General features: G+C 64.9%; 24 protein-coding genes. 7 read left to right on the top strand and 17 right to left on the bottom strand.

Annotated elements, in window-relative coordinates; all coding sequences use genetic code 11:
- Window positions 1-36: 36 nt before the first annotated feature.
- The 5 genes from QAZ47_RS09735 to QAZ47_RS09715 form a co-directional block, all read right to left on the bottom strand.
- Window positions 37-1,002, bottom strand: a complete 966-nt coding sequence (locus QAZ47_RS09735) for a DUF4167 domain-containing protein (RefSeq protein WP_278233787.1) — start codon at window positions 1,000-1,002, stop codon at window positions 37-39.
- A gap of 310 nt (window positions 1,003-1,312) precedes the next feature.
- Window positions 1,313-2,182, bottom strand: coding sequence for a peptide chain release factor N(5)-glutamine methyltransferase (gene prmC, locus QAZ47_RS09730; protein WP_278233085.1), 870 nt, complete (start codon window positions 2,180-2,182; stop codon window positions 1,313-1,315).
- Window positions 2,175-3,254: a peptide chain release factor 1 gene (prfA, locus tag QAZ47_RS09725; protein WP_278206522.1), complete on the bottom strand. Its 1,080-nt coding sequence runs from the start codon at window positions 3,252-3,254 to the stop codon at window positions 2,175-2,177. Before prfA ends, prmC begins: the two co-directional genes overlap by 8 nt.
- A 9-nt stretch (window positions 3,255-3,263) precedes the next feature.
- On the bottom strand, window positions 3,264-5,534 hold the full coding sequence (gene ptsP / locus QAZ47_RS09720; protein ID WP_278206520.1) for a phosphoenolpyruvate--protein phosphotransferase: 2,271 nt from the start codon (window positions 5,532-5,534) through the stop codon (window positions 3,264-3,266).
- Between the two features lie 83 nt (window positions 5,535-5,617).
- Window positions 5,618-6,871 (bottom strand): aspartate kinase, encoded by a 1,254-nt coding sequence (locus QAZ47_RS09715; protein ID WP_192257662.1) that lies wholly within the window; start codon window positions 6,869-6,871, stop codon window positions 5,618-5,620.
- A gap of 214 nt (window positions 6,872-7,085) precedes the next feature.
- Between QAZ47_RS09715 and QAZ47_RS09710 the strand changes: the two genes are divergently transcribed.
- A complete protein-coding gene (locus QAZ47_RS09710; RefSeq protein WP_278233084.1) occupies window positions 7,086-7,400 on the top strand; it encodes a hypothetical protein in 315 nt (104 codons plus the stop codon).
- A gap of 6 nt (window positions 7,401-7,406) precedes the next feature.
- Here the strand turns inward: QAZ47_RS09710 and QAZ47_RS09705 are convergent, their stop codons facing one another.
- Complete coding sequence (locus QAZ47_RS09705; protein ID WP_347567189.1) at window positions 7,407-7,970, bottom strand: putative glycolipid-binding domain-containing protein; 564 nt, start codon at window positions 7,968-7,970, stop codon at window positions 7,407-7,409.
- A 228-nt stretch (window positions 7,971-8,198) separates the two neighbouring features.
- On the opposite strand from QAZ47_RS09705, the gene ubiG reads away from it, so the two are divergent.
- The gene (gene ubiG / locus QAZ47_RS09700) at window positions 8,199-8,948 is read left to right on the top strand and encodes a bifunctional 2-polyprenyl-6-hydroxyphenol methylase/3-demethylubiquinol 3-O-methyltransferase UbiG (protein ID WP_278233082.1); all 750 of its coding nucleotides are present in this window, start codon (window positions 8,199-8,201) and stop codon (window positions 8,946-8,948) included.
- A 25-nt stretch (window positions 8,949-8,973) separates the two neighbouring features.
- Here ubiG and QAZ47_RS09695 read toward each other — a convergent pair whose 3' ends face one another.
- Window positions 8,974-9,888, bottom strand: a complete 915-nt coding sequence (locus QAZ47_RS09695) for a DMT family transporter (RefSeq protein ID WP_278233081.1) — start codon at window positions 9,886-9,888, stop codon at window positions 8,974-8,976.
- Between the two features lie 102 nt (window positions 9,889-9,990).
- Between QAZ47_RS09695 and QAZ47_RS09690 the strand changes: the two genes are divergently transcribed.
- A complete protein-coding gene (locus QAZ47_RS09690) occupies window positions 9,991-10,476 on the top strand; it encodes a MarR family transcriptional regulator (protein ID WP_278233786.1) in 486 nt (161 codons plus the stop codon).
- Between the two features lie 3 nt (window positions 10,477-10,479).
- Here QAZ47_RS09690 and QAZ47_RS09685 read toward each other — a convergent pair whose 3' ends face one another.
- From QAZ47_RS09685 to QAZ47_RS09665, 5 genes are all read right to left on the bottom strand, one after another.
- Entirely contained in the window at window positions 10,480-11,067 is a 588-nt protein-coding gene (locus QAZ47_RS09685) for a hypothetical protein (protein WP_278233080.1), read from the bottom strand.
- Window positions 11,068-11,157: 90 nt separating this feature from the next.
- On the bottom strand, window positions 11,158-11,583 hold the full coding sequence (locus QAZ47_RS09680) for a DUF1178 family protein (protein WP_278233079.1): 426 nt from the start codon (window positions 11,581-11,583) through the stop codon (window positions 11,158-11,160).
- Window positions 11,580-12,446, bottom strand: a complete 867-nt coding sequence (locus tag QAZ47_RS09675; protein WP_278233078.1) for a carbon-nitrogen hydrolase family protein — start codon at window positions 12,444-12,446, stop codon at window positions 11,580-11,582. Before QAZ47_RS09675 ends, QAZ47_RS09680 begins: the two co-directional genes overlap by 4 nt.
- Before the next feature lie 2 nt (window positions 12,447-12,448).
- Window positions 12,449-12,712 (bottom strand): glutaredoxin 3, encoded by a 264-nt coding sequence (gene grxC, locus QAZ47_RS09670; RefSeq protein ID WP_278206511.1) that lies wholly within the window; start codon window positions 12,710-12,712, stop codon window positions 12,449-12,451.
- A 76-nt stretch (window positions 12,713-12,788) separates the two neighbouring features.
- Window positions 12,789-13,589, bottom strand: a complete 801-nt coding sequence (locus tag QAZ47_RS09665; RefSeq protein ID WP_278233785.1) for a ComF family protein — start codon at window positions 13,587-13,589, stop codon at window positions 12,789-12,791.
- A 64-nt stretch (window positions 13,590-13,653) separates the two neighbouring features.
- On the opposite strand from QAZ47_RS09665, the gene QAZ47_RS09660 reads away from it, so the two are divergent.
- Window positions 13,654-14,526 carry a methyltransferase domain-containing protein gene (locus QAZ47_RS09660; RefSeq protein ID WP_278233077.1) on the top strand — a complete coding sequence of 291 codons (873 nt, stop codon included), beginning with the start codon at window positions 13,654-13,656 and terminating at the stop codon, window positions 14,524-14,526.
- A gap of 110 nt (window positions 14,527-14,636) precedes the next feature.
- Here the strand turns inward: QAZ47_RS09660 and QAZ47_RS09655 are convergent, their stop codons facing one another.
- The 5 genes from QAZ47_RS09655 to argJ all read right to left on the bottom strand — a co-directional run bounded on the left by QAZ47_RS09655 (window position 14,637) and on the right by argJ (window position 17,932).
- A complete protein-coding gene (locus QAZ47_RS09655; RefSeq protein ID WP_278206508.1) occupies window positions 14,637-14,819 on the bottom strand; it encodes a Flp family type IVb pilin in 183 nt (60 codons plus the stop codon).
- 127 nt (window positions 14,820-14,946) lie between these two features.
- A complete protein-coding gene (locus QAZ47_RS09650) occupies window positions 14,947-15,264 on the bottom strand; it encodes a hypothetical protein (protein ID WP_278233076.1) in 318 nt (105 codons plus the stop codon).
- A 228-nt stretch (window positions 15,265-15,492) separates the two neighbouring features.
- Entirely contained in the window at window positions 15,493-15,915 is a 423-nt protein-coding gene (locus QAZ47_RS09645; protein WP_278206507.1) for a (deoxy)nucleoside triphosphate pyrophosphohydrolase, read from the bottom strand.
- Window positions 15,912-16,691 (bottom strand): GNAT family N-acetyltransferase, encoded by a 780-nt coding sequence (locus tag QAZ47_RS09640; RefSeq protein ID WP_278206506.1) that lies wholly within the window; start codon window positions 16,689-16,691, stop codon window positions 15,912-15,914. The genes QAZ47_RS09645 and QAZ47_RS09640 overlap by 4 nt, the downstream gene beginning before the upstream one ends.
- A complete protein-coding gene (gene argJ, locus QAZ47_RS09635; RefSeq protein ID WP_278233075.1) occupies window positions 16,691-17,932 on the bottom strand; it encodes a bifunctional glutamate N-acetyltransferase/amino-acid acetyltransferase ArgJ in 1,242 nt (413 codons plus the stop codon). The genes QAZ47_RS09640 and argJ overlap by 1 nt, the downstream gene beginning before the upstream one ends.
- A 248-nt stretch (window positions 17,933-18,180) precedes the next feature.
- Here argJ and QAZ47_RS09630 point away from each other — a divergent pair, with 248 nt between their 5' ends.
- From QAZ47_RS09630 to QAZ47_RS09620, 3 genes are read left to right on the top strand one after another with little or no spacing between them, the layout of a single operon-like run.
- Window positions 18,181-18,816, top strand: a complete 636-nt coding sequence (locus QAZ47_RS09630) for a TetR/AcrR family transcriptional regulator (RefSeq protein ID WP_278233074.1) — start codon at window positions 18,181-18,183, stop codon at window positions 18,814-18,816.
- A complete protein-coding gene (locus QAZ47_RS09625) occupies window positions 18,813-19,118 on the top strand; it encodes a type II toxin-antitoxin system RelE/ParE family toxin (RefSeq protein WP_278233073.1) in 306 nt (101 codons plus the stop codon). Before QAZ47_RS09630 ends, QAZ47_RS09625 begins: the two co-directional genes overlap by 4 nt.
- Before the next feature lie 2 nt (window positions 19,119-19,120).
- Window positions 19,121-19,438 (top strand): transcriptional regulator, encoded by a 318-nt coding sequence (locus tag QAZ47_RS09620; RefSeq protein WP_278206500.1) that lies wholly within the window; start codon window positions 19,121-19,123, stop codon window positions 19,436-19,438.
- Window positions 19,439-19,524 lie beyond the last annotated feature (86 nt).

The following is a 19,524-nucleotide window of genomic DNA, read 5'->3' as shown; positions in this document are numbered from 1 at the left end:
CGAATGGCCTGAAACGGACCGGTCCGGTTGCCGGGATCAGTTATTTACGTCGGCGACCGCCGGTTCGCTGGTGCCGCCTGCCGGCTCGCTGGCAACGCTTTCGTTCGGTGCCGCACTTGCCTGTTCGGCGGCGGCTACCGCGTCGTTGCCGTTGTCGGCGGCGTTGCTGTCATCGGCGGGGCTATCCCCCCGGTCGGCATTGCTCTGCTCGGCATTGCCGCGACCGCGACGCGGACGTCTCTGCCGACGCCCGCCGCCATTGTCGGCGCCGGCTTCGTTGCGCTCGGCCTGGGCGGCAAGGCCCGCCGGCGAGAAACTGTCGAACAGCGGAGCCGGCTCGGCTGCGGCTTCTGCGGAAGCCTCCGGCTGTGCCTGTGCCTCGTTGCGGCGGTTCTGGTCGAACTGCTGGCCGCCATGTTCGCCGCGTTGGCCCCCGTCGCGCTGTCCATTGTCGCCGCGCTGACTATTCTGGCCGTACTGGCCATAGCCGCCATTGCGGCGGTCGCGGTGCCTGTCGCGGCCGTTATTGTCGCGCCTGTTGTTGTCGCGGCCGTTTTCCTGGTTGAAGCCGAGCTCTGCCGGCGTGCCTTCGATCACAGGCTGCGGCCCGGAGCCGTTCGCCGCGGCCTCGCCGGAATTGGCGTTGCCCACGGTGTCGAACTCGTCGCGATCCTCATCGACGTCGTCGTCGAACTCGTCACGATTTTGCTGGGCGGCGTTCTGGATCGGCATCTGCGCCTGCGCAGCGGCGATGATGCGATTATAGTGTTCGGCGTGCTGGAGATAGTTCTCCGCCATCACCCGGTCGCCGGAGCTTTGCGCGTCACGGGCGAGTGCGGCGTATTTTTCGGCGATCTGCTGAGCCGACCCGCGGATCTTCACGTCCGGACCGTTGCTCTCGTAGTTGCGCGTCAGGGGATTGGGTCCCTTGCGGTTTTGGTTGCCACCGCCGCCATTGTTGTTGCGACCGCGCATGCGCCTGTTCTGCTGTTGTGGCCTCATTCGACTCTCTTCATGTGAATTTTCTAAAACTCTTCGCGAACGGTGGCGCTCATGCAGCCGACCGTTTCGTTCTTTCACCGGCGTTCGCCCGCATCGATTGCGTTGGCGCCACGTGCCATCCTGTTCCGGTTACATCACTTGCCGGACGATTCCCGCACGAAGCGTGGGCGTCGTTTGCACAAGGAGGCAGCTATTTCCAAGGAAAACCGAATCGCTAAGAGCACTGCCTGCTTCGTCTCATCCGGTCAAGCGGGAACCTAGCTGCATTCCCTAATGTTGCCAAGCGTTTTTTCGCACTGCATCAGGGGTTTCAACGCTCAAACACCAGCACCCTGTCGTTTCCGCCGAGATCGCGCCGCGCTTCCGCCAGCCTGTAGCCGGCTGCGGCGAAGATCGAAGTGACCTCGCTTTGCTGCGTATGGCCGATCTCGACCGCTACCTTGCCCTGTGCTTCCAGAAACCCTTCCGCCTCTCCGGCGATGATCCTGTAGGGGACCAGACCGTCCACACCACCATCAAGGGCCCGGCGTGGATCGAAATCGCGGACCTCGTCCTGCAGATTTCCAATGTCTCGACTGGGTATATAGGGAGGGTTCGCGGCAATTAAATGGTATCGGCCCGAAACTTTTTCGAACCAGTCGGAATGCAAGGCCTGGAAGCGCCCGCCCAACCCCAGATCCTCGGCGTTTCGCGTGGCGGTCGCCAGCGCGCCGTGGGAAATATCGACGCCGGTGGCGGTCGCGGCCGGAACGGCGCTGAGCAGCGCCAGCGCGATGGCGCCGGTTCCGGTGCCGAGGTCGAGGATATGGCATTCGCCGAGCCTTTCGGCCGTTGCCTTGGCGAAGGGCAGGGCCGTGTCGACCAGCGTTTCGGTGTCCGGGCGCGGCTCCAGCGTGTCCGGCGACAGCGCCAGCCGCAGCCCGTAGAATTCGCGGTAGCCGAGGATGCGGTGCACCGACTCGCCTGCGACGCGACGCCTCAGGGCCGCCTCGACCGCGGCCAAAGCCGTTGCATCGACCGGATGACCGGGCTCGGAGATGGCCTGGGCGCGGGTGGTTCCGGAAAAATGCTCGACGACCAGCCTGGAATCGAGCGCCGGATCGGCAATGCCGGCGGCGGTGAGCCGCGCCCGCGCCGCGCGCAGCAGCGGCCCGAGCGCGCGGGGCAGCACTTCAGCCATCAATGCCCATGTCGGCGAGCAGCTTCGATTGATGGTCGGCGATGAGCGCATCGATCACCTCGTCGAGCTCGCCCATCATCACCCGGTCGAGCTTATAAAGGGTGAGGTTGATGCGGTGGTCGGTGACCCGCCCCTGCGGGAAATTATAGGTGCGGATGCGCTCCGACCGATCGCCCGAGCCGACCTGCGACTTTCGCGACTCCGAGCGCTCCTCATCCGCGCGGCTGCGTTCGAGGTCGTAGAGCCGGGCCCTGAGGATCTGCATGGCGCGCGCCCGGTTCTGGTGCTGAGACTTTTCCGCCTGCACCACCATGATGCCGGTCGGCAAATGGGTGATGCGCACCGCCGAATCGGTGGTGTTGACGTGCTGGCCGCCGGAGCCTGAAGCACGCATCGTGTCGATGCGGATGTCCTCGGGCCGGATATCGATATCGACCTCCTCCGCCTCGGGCAGCACCGCCACCGTCGCCGCCGAGGTATGGATGCGCCCGCCCGCCTCGGTTTCCGGCACGCGCTGCACGCGGTGCACGCCGGATTCGAACTTGAGATGCGCGAAAACGCCCTTGCCCGACACAGAAGCGATGATCTCCTTGTAGCCGCCGACTTCGCCTTCGCTGGCCGAAACGATCTCGAAACGCCAGCCGCGCGAGGCCGCATAGCGCTCGTACATGCGAAACAGATCGCCGGCGAACAATGCAGCCTCGTCGCCGCCGGTGCCGGCGCGGATTTCGAGGATGGCGTTCCTGTCGTCGGCGGCATCCTTGGGCAGTAGCAGGATCTGGATGTCCTTTTGCAGCGCCTCGATGCGCTGCTCCACCTCCGGCAGATCCGCCTCGGCCAGCGCCCGCATGTCGGCGTCGGTGGCCTTGTCGGCAAGCATCGCTTCGAGGTCGGTCTGTTCCTGCTCGGCCGCGCGCAGCGCCCGTATCTTGCCCACCATCTCCTGGATGTCGGCATATTCCGACGCCATTTTGACATAGGCATCGGCCGACGGCCCGGCCGACATCTGCGCCTCGAGCATGTCGAAACGCTTGACGACTTGATCCATGCGGTCGCGGGGCAGGTTGATCATGGCAAAATGCTATAGCGGAATGGAGCGATCGTCGGCAAAGGCCTGCAGCAGCGCCCGCATCGGCGTCCCCAGGGCGGGCGCCATCAGATTGTCCTTGAAGAAGGCTTCCAGCTCCTGCAGCGGCAGCTCGGTCAGCATCGCCTTGACCGGGCCGATCGAAGCCGGCGACATCGAGATCGAGCGGAAGCCGAGGCCGATCAGCGCCATCGCCGAGATCGGCTTGCCGGCCAGCTCGCCGCAAAGCGTCACCGGGGTGTGGTTGCGCGCGCCGGCATCGGCGATCGTCTTCAACACGCGCAGGAACGGCGTCGACAGCGTGTCGAACCGGTCGGCAAGCTGCGTGTTGCCGCGGTCCACCGCCATGATGAACTGGAAAAGGTCGTTGGAGCCGACCGAAACGAAGTCGACCGCCTTCATCAGCTCGTCGAGCTGGAACAGCAGCGACGGCACCTCCAGCATCGCCCCGAGCTTGAGGCTGGTCGGCAAATGATGCGCAAAGCGCGACAGGTGCCGGACCTCGCGATCGATGATCTCGCGCGCCTGCGCGATTTCCGAAAGCTCGGTCACCATCGGCAGCATCAGCTTCAGCTCGCGTCCGCCGCAAGCCTTGAGCAGCGCGCGGATCTGGGTCCTGAGCAAGCCCGGGCGGTCGAGGGTGAGCCGGATCGCCCGCCAGCCGAGCGCCGGGTTTTCCTCCTGCACCGCGCCCTTGAAATAGGGCAGCACCTTGTCGCCGCCGATGTCGATGGTGCGGAAGGTGACCGGCTTGCCGCCCGCCGCGTCGAGCACGTCGCGGTAGAGCCGCTCCTGCGCCTCGGCGCGCGGGAAGGTCGAGGCGACCATGAACTGCAACTCGGTGCGGAACAGGCCGATGCCGGCCGCCCCCGATTCCGAAAGCTGCGGCAGGTCGACCGCAAGACCCGCATTCATCAGGAGATCGACCTGAATGCCGTCCTTGGTCAGCGACGGCTTCTTGCGCAGCTCCCGGTAGACCTCCTGCCGCCGCGCCCGGAAGCGGACCTTTTCGGCATAGGCGGCTTCGAGGTCGGACTGCGGACGCAGGTGGATTGTGCCTTCCTCGCCGTCGACGATGATGGCATCGCCATTTTCAGCCATCGAGACGGCGCCCTTCACCTGGCCTGCGACCGGGATGCCCATGGCGCGCGCGACGATGACGACATGGCTGGTCGCGGCACCATCCTCCAGCACCAGGCCGCGCAGCTTGTCGCGCGGGTAGTCGAGCAGTTCGGCGGCGCCCATCGAGCGGGCGACGATGATGGCGTCCTTGGGCAACGAGGCCGCGACATCCTCCGGCCCGCGTCCCATCAGCTGGCGCAAAAGTCGATTCGCGAGATCATCGAAATCGCTCATCCGCTCGCGCAGATAAGGGTCGGTCATGTGCAGCATGCGGGCGCGCATGTCGCTCTGCACTTTCTCGACCGCGGCTTCCGCCGTCAGGCCGTTGCGGATCGCCTCTTCCAGACGGCGCACCCAGCCGCGGTCGTTGGCGAACATACGATAGGCCTCGAGCACCTCGCGATGCTCGCCCTCGAAGGCGACGTCGCGGCGCTCCAGCATGTCGTCGATGGAGAGCCTCAGCGAACCGAGCGACCGGTCGAGGCGGCGGACCTCCTCCTCGCTGTCCTCGTTGAACAGGTTGGTGACGACGATGCGCGGCTCGTGCAGCACGACATGGCCGAGCCCGACGCCGTCGTTGAAGGAAAGCCCCGTGAAGCTGGCCGGGCGGCTGAGATCGAGTTCCAGCCCGGGACGGGTGAGTCGGGAGAGATCGCCGGTGGCGATCATTTCGGCGATCACCATCGCCGTCGTTTCCAGCGCCTCGACCTCGTCCTCGCGATAGTGGCGCATGGTCTTGTTCTGCACCACCAGGACGCCCAACGTGCGTCCCGCCCTCAGCACCGGCACGCCAAGGAAGGAGTTGTAGATCTCTTCGCCCGTCTCCGGCAGGTAGGCGAAGGCCGGATGTTCCTGCGCGTTGGAGAGATTGAGCGGCCGCGCGCTGGCGGCAATTGTGCCGACCAGGCCCTGGCCGAGCCTCAGCTGCGCCAGGTGGACGGCATTGGGGTTGAGACCCTCGGTGGCGTAGAGCTCGAGCACCGAATCGGCGCGCAGCACATAGAGCGAGCACACCTCGGCGACCATGTTGGAGGCGATATCGCGCACGATACGGTCGAGCCGCTCCTGCGGCTCCAGCGGCTCCTGCATGAGCTCGCGGAGCCGTTTCAGCAGAACGCGCGGGCCACCGGCCGTGTCACGCATCGCGGCTTCTTCTCCAATGGACACATTGCCCGCCGCAGTTTCTCCCGCGGCCGGCGCTCACGCAACAACTGACTCAGTTCTTGCTATTGCTTATCGAGCCCGTAGACGGAATGCAAAGTACGAACTGCAAGTTCCGTGTAGGGACCGTCGATCAGTATCGAGATTTTGATCTCGGACGTCGTGATCGCCCGGATGTTGATCGCCTTGTCGGCCAGCGCCTTGAAGGCGGTGGCCGCGACGCCGGCATGGCTTCGCATGCCGATGCCGATGACCGAGACCTTCGACATGCCGGCTTCCGACTGCACGACGTCGTAGCCGACATCGGCCTTCAGCCTTTCCAGCACGGCCAGCGCCTTGTCGACGTCTCCGGAAGGCACGGTGAAGGTCATGTCGGTGAACTTGCCGTCCTCGGAGATGTTCTGGACGATCATGTCGACATTGATGTTGGCCTCGGCCAGCGGGCCGAAGATGCCGGCGGCAACGCCGGGGCGGTCGCCGACGCGGCGCAGCGAAATCTGCGCTTCGTCCTTGGCGTAGGCAATTCCGGTGACGACCTGCTGTTCCACGATCTCTTCCTCGTCGCAAATGAGCGTTCCGGGCGGATTGAGCAAATCCCCCATTCCGGGCGCGTCGGGATCGTCGAAGGACGACCGCACAAAGGTACGCACCCTGTGCACCATGGCAAGCTCGACCGACCGCACCTGCAGCACCTTGGCGCCGAGCGAGGCCATTTCGAGCATCTCCTCGAACGAAATCTTGGCCAGCCGGCGGGCCTTCGGCTCGATGCGCGGGTCGGTGGTGTAGACGCCGTCGACATCGGTGTAGATGTCGCAGCGGTCGGCCTTGACCGCCGCCGCAATGGCCACCGCGCTGGTATCGGAGCCGCCGCGGCCGAGTGTGGCGATGCGGTTGTCCGGGCCGATGCCCTGGAAACCGGCGATGACTGCAACCTGGCCCTCGCCGAAGCGCTTGATCAGGAACGCGCCGTCGATATCGAGGATGCGCGCGGCGCCGTGGGCGTTGTCGGTCTTGATCGGGATCTGCCAGCCCTGCCAGGAGCGGGCATGGACGCCCATGTTCTGCAGTGTGATCGCCAGCAGGCCGGCGGTGACCTGCTCGCCCGAGGCGACGACGGCGTCGTATTCGCGCGCATCGTGCATGGGCGAAGCCTCGCGCGTCCAGGCGACCAGCTCGTTGGTCTTGCCGGCCATGGCCGAAACCACCACGGCGACGTCGTGACCGGCATCGACCTCGCGTTTGACATGGCGCGCCACGTTGCGGATGCGGGCGATGTCGGCGACCGAAGTTCCGCCGAATTTCATCACGATGCGCGCCATGGAAGCGAGATGCCTTTGATTGAGCCGGCTTGAGGCCGGAACGGAACGAAGCGCCCGGCAAGGCCGAGCCGCGGAAATGCGCGGCCTCCTTAGCCAAAACATCAAAGCTTCGCAAGCGAGGGCGCGGGAGAAGAGGCTTTGGCCGGCCATGAGGTCTCCTGACAGATTCCTGCGCCGCAATGCGATAAGGCTGAGAAATCGCATGGAGGAACTCATGACCGAGACGCTGGAAATCGTCAGCTTCCGCCTCAAGCCGGAGGCTGCGTTCGATTTTGTCGCCCAAAATGGCGCCGTCACCGATTGGCTCGCGCGCCAACCCGGTTTTCTCAGCCGTCATCTCGGCAAGCGCGAGGATGGAGGCTGGATCGATGTGGTGCGCTGGCAAAGCCTCGAACAGGCCCAGGCGGCAGCGCAGCGCATCATGGCCGAGATCGGCGACTGCGAGGCCATGCGGGCGATCGAACCGGCAAGCGTCGAGATGCGTCACGCCGCGGTCGCGCTGTCGAGGTTCGAGCCGTCTGGCGCTTGAAGGGTTTCAGCGCAGCGCGGTGGTCGTCCAAAGGCCTGGATAGTCGACAACGAAGCCGGACGGCGCGACCTCGAGCACCTCGTCGTAGCCGAATGCCGGCGCGGCATAGGCATAGCGGGAGTCGTCGAGGCGACGATAGGTCTGGTCGAGACGTTCAAGCCTCAGTTCGGGAAAGGCCAGATAGGCCGCGGGAGCGGGCGTCTGAATGCCGGGCCTGAGACCGAGGCGTCGGATCGGCAGCAGGTTCGTGGCGGGTGTGAAACCAAGGTCGAGGTCGACAAGGCCGGCCACCTGTGCCTGCTCCTTGCCGTTGAGCGTCCAGCCGCCGTCGTCAAGCCTCTCGAACCGATAATTTAGCGTATCGCCGCCGAAAAGCCCCGCCACGCACGCGGCGCGGGTCAGCCATCCGGCATCGCAGTCGATCTCATAGGAGAGGCCACACGGCGCGCCCTCCTGCAGGAACGCCGCCTGTCCCTTCAGACTCCAGCCATCTCCCGTCCTGGAAAGCGAACAGCAATCATGCCCTTCGCGGTCAAGTCGGCGCCAGAGGATCGAGGCTAAGGTTCGCATCGTCATTCTCCGATTGATGTCTTTGCTTCGCTCGCAAGCCGGTCCTGTTTCAGCGCGGAACCTATCAAGCCACCACGTACTGACAAACAGCGGCGGTCTTTGCCGGGAAAGCGTGGCTGCCCGGCCTCCTCCTTGCCAACAGTGGAAAAAACCTGCCTTGACTTTCTGCGCCGGGGACCCGACTTCCTAGCGTTCCCCGACTTCCCAGCGTTCGAGGAGACCCGCCTTATGCCAGAGCCCCGCCGATCGACCATCGATGCCGGAGAAGTCGAGCGCTTTTCCGCCCTTGCCGCCGAGTGGTGGAATCCGAACGGCAAGTTCCGGTCGCTGCACAAGTTCAACCCTGTGCGGCTTGCCTATATTCGCGATCAGGTCGCCACGCGCTTCGGTCGCGATCCGCGGGCAGCCAGGCCTTTCGAGGGCCTGCGCTTCCTCGACATCGGCTGCGGCGGCGGACTTTTATGCGAACCGATGGCCCGGCTTGGCGCCGAGGTGGTCGGCGCCGACGCCTCGGCCACCAACATCGAGGTCGCCAAGCTGCACGCGGCGGAAGCGAACGTCAGCGTCGACTATCGCGCCACTACGGCCGAGGCGCTTGCCGACGCCGGCGAGACATTCGACGTCATCCTCAACATGGAGGTGGTCGAGCATGTGGCAGATGTCGATTTGTTCGTCGCCAAATGCGGCCAGATGGTCCGGCCCGGCGGCATCATGTTCGTCGCCACCATCAACCGTACGCTGAAGGCGCTTGGCCTTGCCATCATCGGCGCCGAATACGTGCTGCGCTGGCTGCCGCGCGGCACCCATCAGTTCGGCAAGCTGGTGCGGCCCGAGGAACTGGCAAAGGCGCTTGGCGCGGCGGGGCTGACGGTCATCGATCGCACCGGCGTGATCTACCATCCGCTGGCCGACCGCTGGCAGAAGTCCAAGGACATGGACGTCAACTACATGGTGCTGGCCGAAAAGGCCTCGGTCTGACCGGCCGGCTGAAGCGCTCGTTCCCTTACGCCGCCTGGCTTTGCATCTTCATGCTTGGCAGGCTCTGCGCCTTGGTGGTGATGAACACGCCGGCGGTGATGATGGCAGCCCCCAGCCAGGTCAGCAGCTGGTAGCTCTCGCCGAGGAAGATCGTGCCGGCAAAGAGACCGACCGCTGCCGCCACATAGCCGATCTGGCTGAGATAGACCGGACCGCCGACAGCCTGCAGCCGGAAGAAGAAGGCAAACATCGCCGAAGCCGACGCCACCTGCCCGGCGACCACCAGCGGCACGCCGCCGAGCGGAACGAACGCCTGCCAGCCGAACAGCGTCAGTATGCCGAGGAGAAGCAAGGTTGCCGACGCCAGATGACTGCCGACGGCGAGCTCGATCGGGCCGGTATCCTCGGGCCAGTCGACCGTGCGGTAGATGTTGCCGGCGGCGAGGCTGACTGGGATCAGCAGGCCGATCGCCACCCAGAAGTAATCGGCCGGCTGACCGGCCTCGCCGCGCGTAAGTGCCACCATGACTGCGCCGACAAAGCCGACGGCAATGCCGATGACACCGAGCAGGTTGGGCCGCCGCACGCCGAGCAGGATCGAGAACACCAGCGTGATGACCGGCGACAGCGTGAACATGATGCCGGTATAGCCGGCGCCGAGATGCGGGATGGCCGAGAACATCAAGAGATTGGGAAAGGCATAGGACACCGCCGCGGTGACGAAGAAATAGCGCAGCTTGCGCGCTGTCGGCCGGATGCGCTGGCCAAGCAGCAACAGCGCTGCCAGCAGCACGCCGCCGGCGCCGAGCGAGATGACGAAGGCCCAGACCATGGCCGGCACGCCGGCCGCGGTCGCAAGCTTGCCGAAAGGCAGCGTCATGCCGAGCAAGCCTCCGGTGACGATCAGAAGGCCGAGTGCCGAATCCCAGAGAAGTTTCATCTGCGTGGTCCTGTCGCTGCGAGGTCGTGCTTGGCGGTCACTCCGATTTAGGGTAAGATAACGCAAAGATTCTTAATGTCAAGATACTTTGCGGTGAGGCACATGGACCGTGCGGCGAGAGCGATCGAGCAGTGGCAGAAGGAGCGGCCGGACCTCGACGTCTCGCCGATGGGAGTGATCGGCCGCCTGAACGAAGCGTCTTCGCTGATCGCGCGCGACCGCCTCGCGCCGCTCTTTGCCCGCTTCGGCCTGCAGTCCGGCGAATTCGACGTGCTGGCGACGTTGCGCCGCTCCGGCGCGCCCCATGCCCTGACGCCGACCGAGCTCTACGAGGCGACGATGGTCACATCCGGCGCCATGACCGCCCGGCTCGACCGGCTGGAGAAAGCCGGCCTGATCCAGCGCGCGCCGCATCCCAGCGACCGGCGCGGCATCGTGGTGCAACTCACCGGAAAAGGCCTTGCCTTGGTTGATGAGGCTCTCACGGCCCACGTTGCCAATGAGCACGAAATCCTCGCCGGTCTGACGCCTGAGGATCGCGAAGCGCTCGCGCGCCTGCTTGCGAAATTGATCAGCAGTATGGGCTAGCCATCAGGCTGCTTGGTGGCGCGCGAACCTGCGCCTGTGCCGCCATCGCCGATAAGACAGGGTCAGGCCGACAAGCCAAGCCGGCATGTTGAGATAGAGCAGTGCATCTCGCAGGCCATCGAGGTAACGCTCGCTCATTGCTCGGTCCGAGAAATCCGGCATCGCCTGGAGTGTCGCTTCAGCTCGTCGAGCCGTATCTGTCCCAGCCGGCAGTCTGGCCGCAAAGGCGATTTCACGACGCAGACAGACACGCTCGACGCGATCCCTGAGCTTTTCTTCGTAACCGATACCGCATCGCATCAGGCGCGCATGCGTAGCCTCATGGACGATCGTTGAAGCGACGCGCTCGGGCGTCGTTGTCTCACTGACGAGATAGCGTTCGTCCAGCTCGCAGGCCTGCGAAGTCTCTGCCCACTGAGCGACCGACGCCGGGAGGACCGTGACCAAAACCTGCCTGACGTCGCGGAGCAATCGCTTGTACCGAACCGGGTCGAACTCCCGAATAACGTCAAGCGCGCCGACTATCTTGTCTGTGCCCTTGTCGCCGACAATCACCAGCCCATCGATCGTTTGGCTGGCACTGAACTTCACAACGCCTCTGCGGGCCAACCGATCGATAGCAATCCTTATTCCGCGTCTCGGCTTGATCGCTATCGGTTTGCGCAAGGCCAACTCGGAAACTCAGTTCCGGTCCTCCGGAAAGCTCGGGATCGGCATGAATTCGACGCCGTCCTCGGCGAGGCTTTGCGCCTCCTCTGGCGTCGCCTCGCCGTAGATGCCGCGCGGATCCGTTTCGCCGAAATGGATCTTGCGCGCCTCCTCGGCGAACTTGTCGCCGACATAGTCGGCGTTCTCGCGCACCTTGTCGGCCAGCGCCTTGAGCTGCGCCAGCGCCTGCTTCTGCGCCTCGCCCGTGGCTAAAGCCATCTTTTCCTGCTTGCGCGAGGTGGAGACGGCCGGCGCCATCAATGCCTTCTCGACCTTATGCGAGCCGCAGGTCGGGCAGTCGACGAAGCCGCGCTTCTTCTGCGTATCGAAGTCGTCATTGCTGCGAAACCAGGCTTCGAACTCGTGCTCGTGCTCGCAGATAAGCGAAAAGCGGATCAAGAGGCTGCACCCTTCAGACGCGGCGCCTCGCCCTCGCCGGCATTGACGGTGAAATCGCGCGCGTTCTTGAGATTGGGGATCTTGCGGCGCGCGGCGGCCGACTGTGCGGGGTCGATCTCGGCGACGATCACGCCCGGCTCGTCATGCGCGGCCTCGGCGATGATGCGGCCCCACGGATCGACGATCAGCGAATGGCCGTAGGTCTCGCGGCCGTCCTCATGCAGGCCGCCTTGCGCGGCGGCGATGACATAGGCGCCGTTCTCGATCGCGCGCGCCCTAAGAAGCACATGCCAGTGCGCCTCGCCGGTCTGGCGGGTAAAGGCGGCAGGCACCGAAAGCACCTCCGCCCCTGCCAGCGCCTCGGAACGGAACAGCTGCGGGAAGCGCAGATCGTAGCAAACGGCGAAACCCAGCCTTGCGCCGGCGATCGTGGTGACGACGGCCTCCGTTCCCGGCTCATAGGAGGCGGATTCGCGCCAGCTTTCGCCGTTGTCGAGGTCGACATCGAACATGTGGATCTTGTCGTAATTGGCGACCGCGGCGCCATCGGGGGCGAACAGGAACGCCCGGTTGGCAAGCTTGCCGTCGGTGCGCAGGATGGCCGTCGAGCCGACATGCAGATAGATGCCGAGTTCCTTGGCCAGTTTCCGCGCCGTCGAAACGACGACGTCCTTGTCCTCGGTGGTGAAGGCGGCGGCGCCCGCCTGCTTGTCGCGAACAAGCGCGCCGGTCATTTCCGGCGTCTGCACATAGGTTGCGCCCTGGTGAGCTGCCTCGCGCACCAGCCGTTCCATATCGGCTGCGTTGCGCTCCGGGCTGGTGCCCGAACGCATCTGCACTGCCGCTGCCTTGAAGGAACTCATCGTCATCTCCCGTTGGCAAGCAGCATATCCAGCCGGCCCTGCGACTCCAACTCATGGAGGTCGTCGCAGCCGCCGACATGCGTCTCGCCGATGAATATCTGCGGAAAGGTGGTCCGCCCATGCGCCTTGGAAATCATCTCCCGGCGCAATTCCGGCGAAAACGAAGCGTCGTGCTCGGTATAGGCCACGCCCTTACGCTCGAGCAGTCGCTTGGCGGCGGTGCAATAGCCGCACATCATCCGGGTGTAGATCGTCACATCGACCATCAATCAGAAGTCCTGCCGATGCACGTCGCCCGACGATTGCGCGAAAACGACATGCACAAATACAACTCAACCAAATCTATATAGTCGCGGACTCATCGGCCCGAAAGTCCCCCGGCAGGACGCGGGCGAAGGTCAGCACGTCGACGGCCCCGGCGCCGCCCCTCTTCAGCGCCTTGGCCACCGACCGCACGGTGGCGCCGGTGGTGTAGACATCGTCGATGACGAGCACCCTGCGGCCGGCGATCTCGATCTCGGCCTCGGGCGGGACGCGAAAGGCGGCGCGCACATTCTCCTCGCGCTCGTGCCGCTCCAGCCCGACCTGCTGGCGGGTGAGCTTCACGCGTCTCACCGCCGCCGGCGAAAAAGGCAGGCCGCTGAGTTTCGACACCGCGCGCGCCAGCTCAGCCGACTGGTTGAACTGTCTGCGGAAGAATCGCCGCCAATGCAGCGGTACCGGCACCACCACATCGGCTTCTGCGATCAGTTCGGCGCCGGCGCGCATCATCCAGCGTGCCATCCATGGCGCGAGATCCGTGCGATCCTGGTATTTCAGCCCCTGCACCATCTGGCGGGCAACGCCCGAGTAGACGACCGCCGCCCGCGCCCGCTCGAAGGACGGCGGATCGGCGATCGCCTCGGCGGAGAGAAAGCCCTCGCCCATGTCATGGGTGAAGGGCGTGCCCATCACCGGACACCAGGGCTTCTCCAGCAGCCGGAGCTTCGGCCAGCAAGCGCCGCACAGCACGCCGGGCTGCGAGACGTGGCGGCGACAACCGGCACAGACCGGCGGAAACAGCATGCGCGCCGGCCAGCCCAACGCCTGCCGCGCCATGTCCTTGATCGCAATGGTCTTGATCTTGTGCACCGGATCGGCCACGTGAAGGAAAACCCCGCGCCACCATAGCATCGGTCCGGCATGCGCGGACAACAGGAATAACCCATTGCAGCCCTTGATCGACACGCAGCTTTGGCTTGCGCACAAGCGTCGGGCCCTCACGCACCCAGTCGATGGCGCCGATTTCCTGATGCGACGGGCGGCGGAAGACCTTGCCGACCGGCTGGGCGCGGTCGAGCGCAGGTTCGGCAAGGCGGCTGCGCTGTTCTGCCAGACATCGGCGGCGGCCAGGATGCTCGCCGACAGCGGCAAGGTGGCCGATATCGTTCGTGTGGAGACGGATGACGTCTTCCTTGCCGGCGAACCCGGCCTGGTCGCCCGGGCGGAGACCGTGCCGTTCGAAGTCGAAAGTCTCGACCTCGTCGTCTCGCTGCTGTCGCTGCAGGCGATGAACGACATCCCCGGCATGCTGGCGCAGATCCGCCGCGCGCTGAAGCCCGACGGCTTGTTCCTCGGCGCCCTTGCCGGCGCGGGCACCCTTGCCGAGTTGCGCGAAAGCCTGCTTGCCGCCGAGACCGAGCTTCATGGCGGCGCGAGCCCCCGCGTCCTGCCGTTCACCGATGTGCGCGACGCCGGCGCGTTGCTGCAGCGTGCCGGCTTGGCGCTGCCGGTCGCCGACGTCGAGACGGTCACGGTGCGCTACTCCTCGCTCTTCGGCCTTGCCGCCGATCTGCGCGCTATGGGTGAGACCAGCCCGCTTTTCGACCGTAGCCGGCGCCCGGCCACCAGGCGGCTGTTCGCCCGCGCCGCCGAGATCTATGCCGAACGGTTCTCGGACCCGGACGGCCGCATACGGGCGAGCTTTTCAATCGTGTGGATGTCCGGCTGGGCGCCCGACGCCTCGCAGCAGAAGCCACTCAAGCCTGGCTCGGCCAAGGTCTCGCTGAAGACGATCCTGGAGAAGCCGACGGGGCATTGATCAGAAGTAGTTCCCGGAAAGGGTGAAACAGTTTTCCGTCCGAATTTCCATAAAAACAAATAGTTAGAGCAGTTCAGCGACCCTAGCCACGCTGGACTGCTTCTAATCGGTCAGTGCTGGGCGAAGGCATTGGCAAGTCTGCTGTTGTTGTCGGAGAACAACCACTGGAGTGCATCCGCGGCCTTGCCGATGCCGCCGATGATGGCCAGCGACAACACGGTGACGATCAGACCATATTCGATGGCCGTGGCACCCGATTCATCTTCTATGAATTGCTGCAGCAGGTTTTTCATGGTTGTCGATCCCTCTTGTCGGGAACCATAGAGCCTACCCGTTAAGAAAGGTTAACGGCAAAAGCTTAACGGGGGATGAAATGGCCCCTTCTCGCTGAATTTATTAACCAATTAGCAATCGCCCCAATCAGCAATCGCCATAGCGGCTGCCATCGTTGCGGATCACGCAGACGGAACTTGGCAGCGGCTGAAGCACGCTTCGCCGCAGCGTGTAAGTGTTGCGGTGCCCGATCGAGCCGGTGCTGGTCATGTCGAGCCCGCCGGCCAAACCGTCACGCGCGGCTTGCGATCGCGGCTGGCTGTCGAGGAACGGCGTCGCGATCAATGCCAGCGCCACTGCGGCCGATCCGAAAAGCAAGGTGATCCGCAAAATGCCCATGCCGGCATCGGCGGCGCGGAACGTGCGGTCGGGCCGGATCGTGTCCCAGTCTCTCTCGAGGCTCATGGAATGGCTCCAAACAAAATCAGGGCATGCCGCCGTGCGGACGACTTCGCCTCAATCTTCCATGTCGAGATAAATCTTCCATTAACGCTGCCTAAAACAGGCGAGGCAAAGGCAGCTTGCGGGCTACTCCAGGAAAAGTGCGTAGCGGTTTTCCGTCCGGAATTGCGAAAAAACAAGAATCGTTGGAGCAGTTCGGCGTCTGGTGGAAACGCCGAACTGCTCTGACGATCACAACAGATCGATGAGGAACTGGATCAGCGGCGCGTCCGCCGGCGGCATCGGATAGTCGCGCATCTGCCGCGGCCTGACCCATTTCAGCCCTTGTCCTTCCTTCGGCTGCGCGATGCCGCGGAACTTCCGGCAGACATAAAGCGGCATCAGCAGGTGGAAATCGTCGTAGCTGTGGCTGGCGAAGGTGAGCGGCGCGAGGCAAGGGATCTCGGTCTCGATGCCGAGCTCCTCATGCAGCTCGCGCACCAGGCATTCCTCGGGCGTCTCGCCGGGTTCGACCTTGCCGCCTGGAAACTCCCACAAGCCGGCGAGCTGCTTGCCCTCCGGGCGCTGCGCCAGAAGCACGCGCCGGTCGGCGTCGACCAGCGCGCAGGCCGCGACGAGGAGCAGGCGCTTTCCGGCTGGCTTGATCTCGCTCATGCGCCGGGCGGCCGGCGATAGTGGTAGCGATAGACTTCCTCGAAGCCGAGCGACCGATAGAGCGACAGCGCCGGAACATTGCCGGCCTCGACCTGCAGCCATGCTTCGCGCGCGCCGCGCAGCCGCGCCCATTTCAGCGCCGACAGGATGAGGTTGCGGCCATGGCCCTTCTTGCGCGCCGATTTCTCGGTGGCGACCTCGAACAGTCCCGCGAGGTCGCCGTCATGGACACAGATCAGCGTCGACAGCGGCTCGTTGCCGTCTTCGAGCGCAAACAGCCCCGCTTCCGGCTGAATGGCGCCGATGACCTCCGACAGGCCGGGCCGCAGCGCGACGTCCGAGCCGTTCGTCTTGATCGCCGCGCCGATGAAGCGGCTGATGTCCTTCAGCGGAATCTGGTCCATCGCGGCGTCGAGCTGCGCCTCCTTGAGCGGCAGCCGCATCACCAGCGATTCGTCGAACCGACTCCAGCCGGCATCGTCGAGATGCTTCGACAGCACCTGCCCCGAAAGTGGCGACATGCGAAAGGTCAGCGGCCGGCCGTAAGCGTCGAAGCGGCGGCTGGCGCGCACGATGCGTTCGGCAATGGCATGGGTATCGCCCGGATCGAGCGGATTGACGGAATTCAGGCGCTTTGCCGGGTGGCCGGCCGTCAGCCGCACCACCCATGTCCCGTCGTAGTGGACGGCCGCCGCCGGCCAGGCGCGAAAGCCCGCCGCCTCGTAGCGGCGCACCACCGCCAACACGCTCGCCGGATGCCTCGACACCGGCGCCATCAGCTCCGGTAGTCGCCGTTGATGGCGACATATTCCTTGGTGAGGTCGCAGGTCCACACCGTCGCCTTGCCGCGGCCGATGCCGAGGTCGGCGCGAATGCGGATATCGTCGCGCTTCATATAGGCCGACGTCGCTTCCTCGGAGTAGTCCGGATCGCGCTCGCCTTCATGCGCCAGACGGTTGTCGCCGAACCAGATCGACAGCCGGTCGCGGTCGGCCGGCTCGCCGGCCTTGCCGACGGCCATGACGACGCGGCCCCAATTGGCGTCCTCGCCGGCGACCGCCGTCTTGACCAGCGGCGAATTGGCGATCGAGAGCGCGATGCGCTTGGCCGAGCGGGCGGACTTGGCGCCGGTGACGGTGACCTCGACCTGCTTGCGCGCGCCCTCGCCGTCGCGCACCACTTGCAGCGCCAGCGACTTCAGCACCTTGCCGAGCGCGCGGCGGAGGGCGCCGAGCCGCGCGTCCTTTGGGTCGCTGATCGCCGGCGCGCCACGCGCGGCTGCCCTGCCGGTGGCGAAGATGAGCAGCGTGTCGCTGGTCGAGGTGTCGCTGTCGACGGTGACGGCATTGAAGGTCTTGGCGGTGCCGCGCGACAAGAGATCCTGCAGCACGGGGGCCGCGATCGGCGCGTCGGTGGCGATGAAGGAGAGCATCGTCGCCATGTCGGGCGCGATCATGCCGGCGCCCTTGGCGATGCCGTTGATGGTGACGTCGGCGTCGCCGAGCTTCACCGTCTGGGTCGCCACCTTCGGATAGGTGTCCGTGGTCATGATGGCCTTCGCCGCCTCGGTCCACAGGTCCGGCTTGCCGTCCCTCACCAGGCCGGCGAGCAGGTGGCTGAATTTGTTGGTGTCGAGCGGCTCGCCGATGACGCCGGTCGAAGCCAGGAACACCTCGCTCTGGGAGCAGCCGGCGGCCTTCGCCGCCGCCTCGCCCGTCAGCGCCGTCGAGGCCTTGCCCTTCTTGCCGGTGAAGGCGTTGGCATTGCCGGAGTTCACCACCAGAACGCGCGCCTTGCCGGCGGGCAGGTTCTGGCGGCAGTAGTCGACCGGTGCCGAGGGACATTTCGAGCGGGTGAAGACGCCGGCGACGGCCGTGCCCGGATCGAAGACCATGGCAAGCAGGTCGGTGCGATTCCGGTACTTGATCCCGGCCTCTGCGGTGGCGATGCGCACGCCCTCGATGACCGGCATTTTCGGATACTTCTTCGGTGCGAGCGGCGAAATCGTTGCGGACATTGGGACCCCGAAGCGGCAGAACGCGAAAGGAAGGCCGGTTTGCCCGATAGCGCGCGCCGGCGCAAGAGGCGTTCTGGCCGCGTTTCATGGGGCTTCACTGGTCACGCCGCGATCTAAAACGATCCGTTTCGTTTCGCCTCAGGACCCAATATGATCAGCGGAAGATTCATCGGCTAAAGCAATTCCGGGAAAAGCGTGAAGCGGTTTTTCCGTCCGGAATTGCGTCAAGACAATCTAAGGACGACGATATGGGCGAAGTTGCCGCCCCGGGGCGCAAGTCGATCGGCGCCAAGCGAAACCCGGAAAGCGCCGACGCCATCATCGAGGCCGCCGAAGCGGTGCTGGCGGAGGCCGGCTATTCCGGCTTTTCGATCGAGGCCGTCGCGCGGCGGGCGCGGGCGGGGAAGCCGACCATCTATCGCTGGTGGCCGAGCAAGGCGGCGCTGCTGATCGAAGTCTACCAGCGGCAAAAACGCGTCGAGGTGCCCGATACCGGCAAGCTCGAGGAGGATCTCGCCGGCTTCCTGGCGAATCTGTTCGCGCACTGGCGCGACACTTCGTCCGGCAACGTCTTCCGGTCGCTGATCGCCGAAGCGCAGTCCGACGAGGCCGCGGCGGCGGCGCTCGCCGACTATGCGAAAGGGCGCCGCGCCCATACCGGCGCAATGATCGAGCGCGCCAAGGCGCGCGGCGAGCTGGCGGCGGACGTTGACGCCGGCATCGTGGCCGACCTGATCGCCTCCTATGCGTGGCGGCATCTTCTGACCAACCGCCTCGATGAAGACGAGGCGACGATCCGGACCGCGGTCCGCTACCTGACGTGCGGCATCCTTAAGGCATCGGAGCGAAAAGGTATTTCGGATGAACCCTGCGGAACGTCTTGAACGGTAGGCCGGAAAGAACAAACTTGCTTTGGTTCGGGTCCTTGGATTCACGGGCAGCGGCGAAGATCACGGTCGCTCTTGCCCGCATCGAGCAGGGCAATCTTGCAAGCCTCAAATCGGTCGGGGCCGGCGTTTTGGAACACCGCATCGATTGGGGGCCGGGCCACCGGATCTATCTCGGGCGCGATGGCGAAGAGTTGGTCATTCTTCTCGCCGGCGGCACAAAGCGTAGGCAACAGGCGGATATCACAGCCGCGCAAGATCGATGGCAAGAGTACCGGCAACGAAAGAAAGGGCGATAACGATGCCTCTGACCCGCGATTTCAAGGAAACTGTCAAGGCACGTGCCGACACCGATATGGCATTTCGCGCTGCCCTTCTCGGCGAAGCCGTTGAGCTGCTGCTCAATGGAGATGTTGACACCGGCAAGCTCGTATTGCGCGACTATATCAACGCGACCATTGGCTTCGAGGAACTCGCCGAAGACGTTGGCAGGCCACCAAAAAGCCTCATGCGGATGTTCAGCGCTGCAGGCAACCCCACGGCAGGCAACCTGTTTTCCGTCATCAGCCACTTGCAGAAGGCCACCGGAGTCCATCTGGCCGTGCACACAAGGCAATAAAAAACGGCGCCCAGCGTCTGGGGCCCAGCGTCTGGGGCAAAGACAGCGCAAAGCGCGCGCGCTTTAAACGCGAAAGGGCGCCCGAA

Source organism: Mesorhizobium sp. WSM4904 (assembly GCF_029674545.1).
GTDB lineage: Bacteria > Pseudomonadota > Alphaproteobacteria > Rhizobiales > Rhizobiaceae > Mesorhizobium.
The sequence above is the reverse complement of the archived record's forward strand: the minus strand, read 5'-3'. Positions and strand labels throughout refer to the sequence as shown.

Excerpts from the sequence above, each read along its gene's own strand:
- QAZ47_RS09735 (WP_278233787.1), bottom strand. The coding sequence starts at position 1,002 with ATGAGGCCACAACAGCAGAACAGGCGCATGCGCGGTCGCAACAACAAT.
- prmC (WP_278233085.1), bottom strand. The coding sequence starts at position 2,182 with ATGGCTGAAGTGCTGCCCCGCGCGCTCGGGCCGCTGCTGCGCGCGGCG.
- prfA (WP_278206522.1), bottom strand. The coding sequence starts at position 3,254 with ATGATCAACCTGCCCCGCGACCGCATGGATCAAGTCGTCAAGCGTTTC.
- ptsP (WP_278206520.1), bottom strand. The coding sequence starts at position 5,534 with ATGCGTGACACGGCCGGTGGCCCGCGCGTTCTGCTGAAACGGCTCCGC.
- QAZ47_RS09715 (WP_192257662.1), bottom strand. The coding sequence starts at position 6,871 with ATGGCGCGCATCGTGATGAAATTCGGCGGAACTTCGGTCGCCGACATC.
- QAZ47_RS09710 (WP_278233084.1), top strand. The coding sequence starts at position 7,086 with ATGACCGAGACGCTGGAAATCGTCAGCTTCCGCCTCAAGCCGGAGGCT.
- QAZ47_RS09705 (WP_347567189.1), bottom strand. The coding sequence starts at position 7,970 with ATGCGAACCTTAGCCTCGATCCTCTGGCGCCGACTTGACCGCGAAGGG.
- ubiG (WP_278233082.1), top strand. The coding sequence starts at position 8,199 with ATGCCAGAGCCCCGCCGATCGACCATCGATGCCGGAGAAGTCGAGCGC.
- QAZ47_RS09695 (WP_278233081.1), bottom strand. The coding sequence starts at position 9,888 with ATGAAACTTCTCTGGGATTCGGCACTCGGCCTTCTGATCGTCACCGGA.
- QAZ47_RS09690 (WP_278233786.1), top strand. The coding sequence starts at position 9,991 with ATGGACCGTGCGGCGAGAGCGATCGAGCAGTGGCAGAAGGAGCGGCCG.
- QAZ47_RS09675 (WP_278233078.1), bottom strand. The coding sequence starts at position 12,446 with ATGAGTTCCTTCAAGGCAGCGGCAGTGCAGATGCGTTCGGGCACCAGC.
- grxC (WP_278206511.1), bottom strand. The coding sequence starts at position 12,712 with ATGGTCGATGTGACGATCTACACCCGGATGATGTGCGGCTATTGCACC.
- QAZ47_RS09655 (WP_278206508.1), bottom strand. The coding sequence starts at position 14,819 with ATGAAAAACCTGCTGCAGCAATTCATAGAAGATGAATCGGGTGCCACG.
- QAZ47_RS09650 (WP_278233076.1), bottom strand. The coding sequence starts at position 15,264 with ATGAGCCTCGAGAGAGACTGGGACACGATCCGGCCCGACCGCACGTTC.
- QAZ47_RS09645 (WP_278206507.1), bottom strand. The coding sequence starts at position 15,915 with ATGAGCGAGATCAAGCCAGCCGGAAAGCGCCTGCTCCTCGTCGCGGCC.
- QAZ47_RS09640 (WP_278206506.1), bottom strand. The coding sequence starts at position 16,691 with ATGGCGCCGGTGTCGAGGCATCCGGCGAGCGTGTTGGCGGTGGTGCGC.
- argJ (WP_278233075.1), bottom strand. The coding sequence starts at position 17,932 with ATGTCCGCAACGATTTCGCCGCTCGCACCGAAGAAGTATCCGAAAATG.
- QAZ47_RS09630 (WP_278233074.1), top strand. The coding sequence starts at position 18,181 with ATGGGCGAAGTTGCCGCCCCGGGGCGCAAGTCGATCGGCGCCAAGCGA.
- QAZ47_RS09620 (WP_278206500.1), top strand. The coding sequence starts at position 19,121 with ATGCCTCTGACCCGCGATTTCAAGGAAACTGTCAAGGCACGTGCCGAC.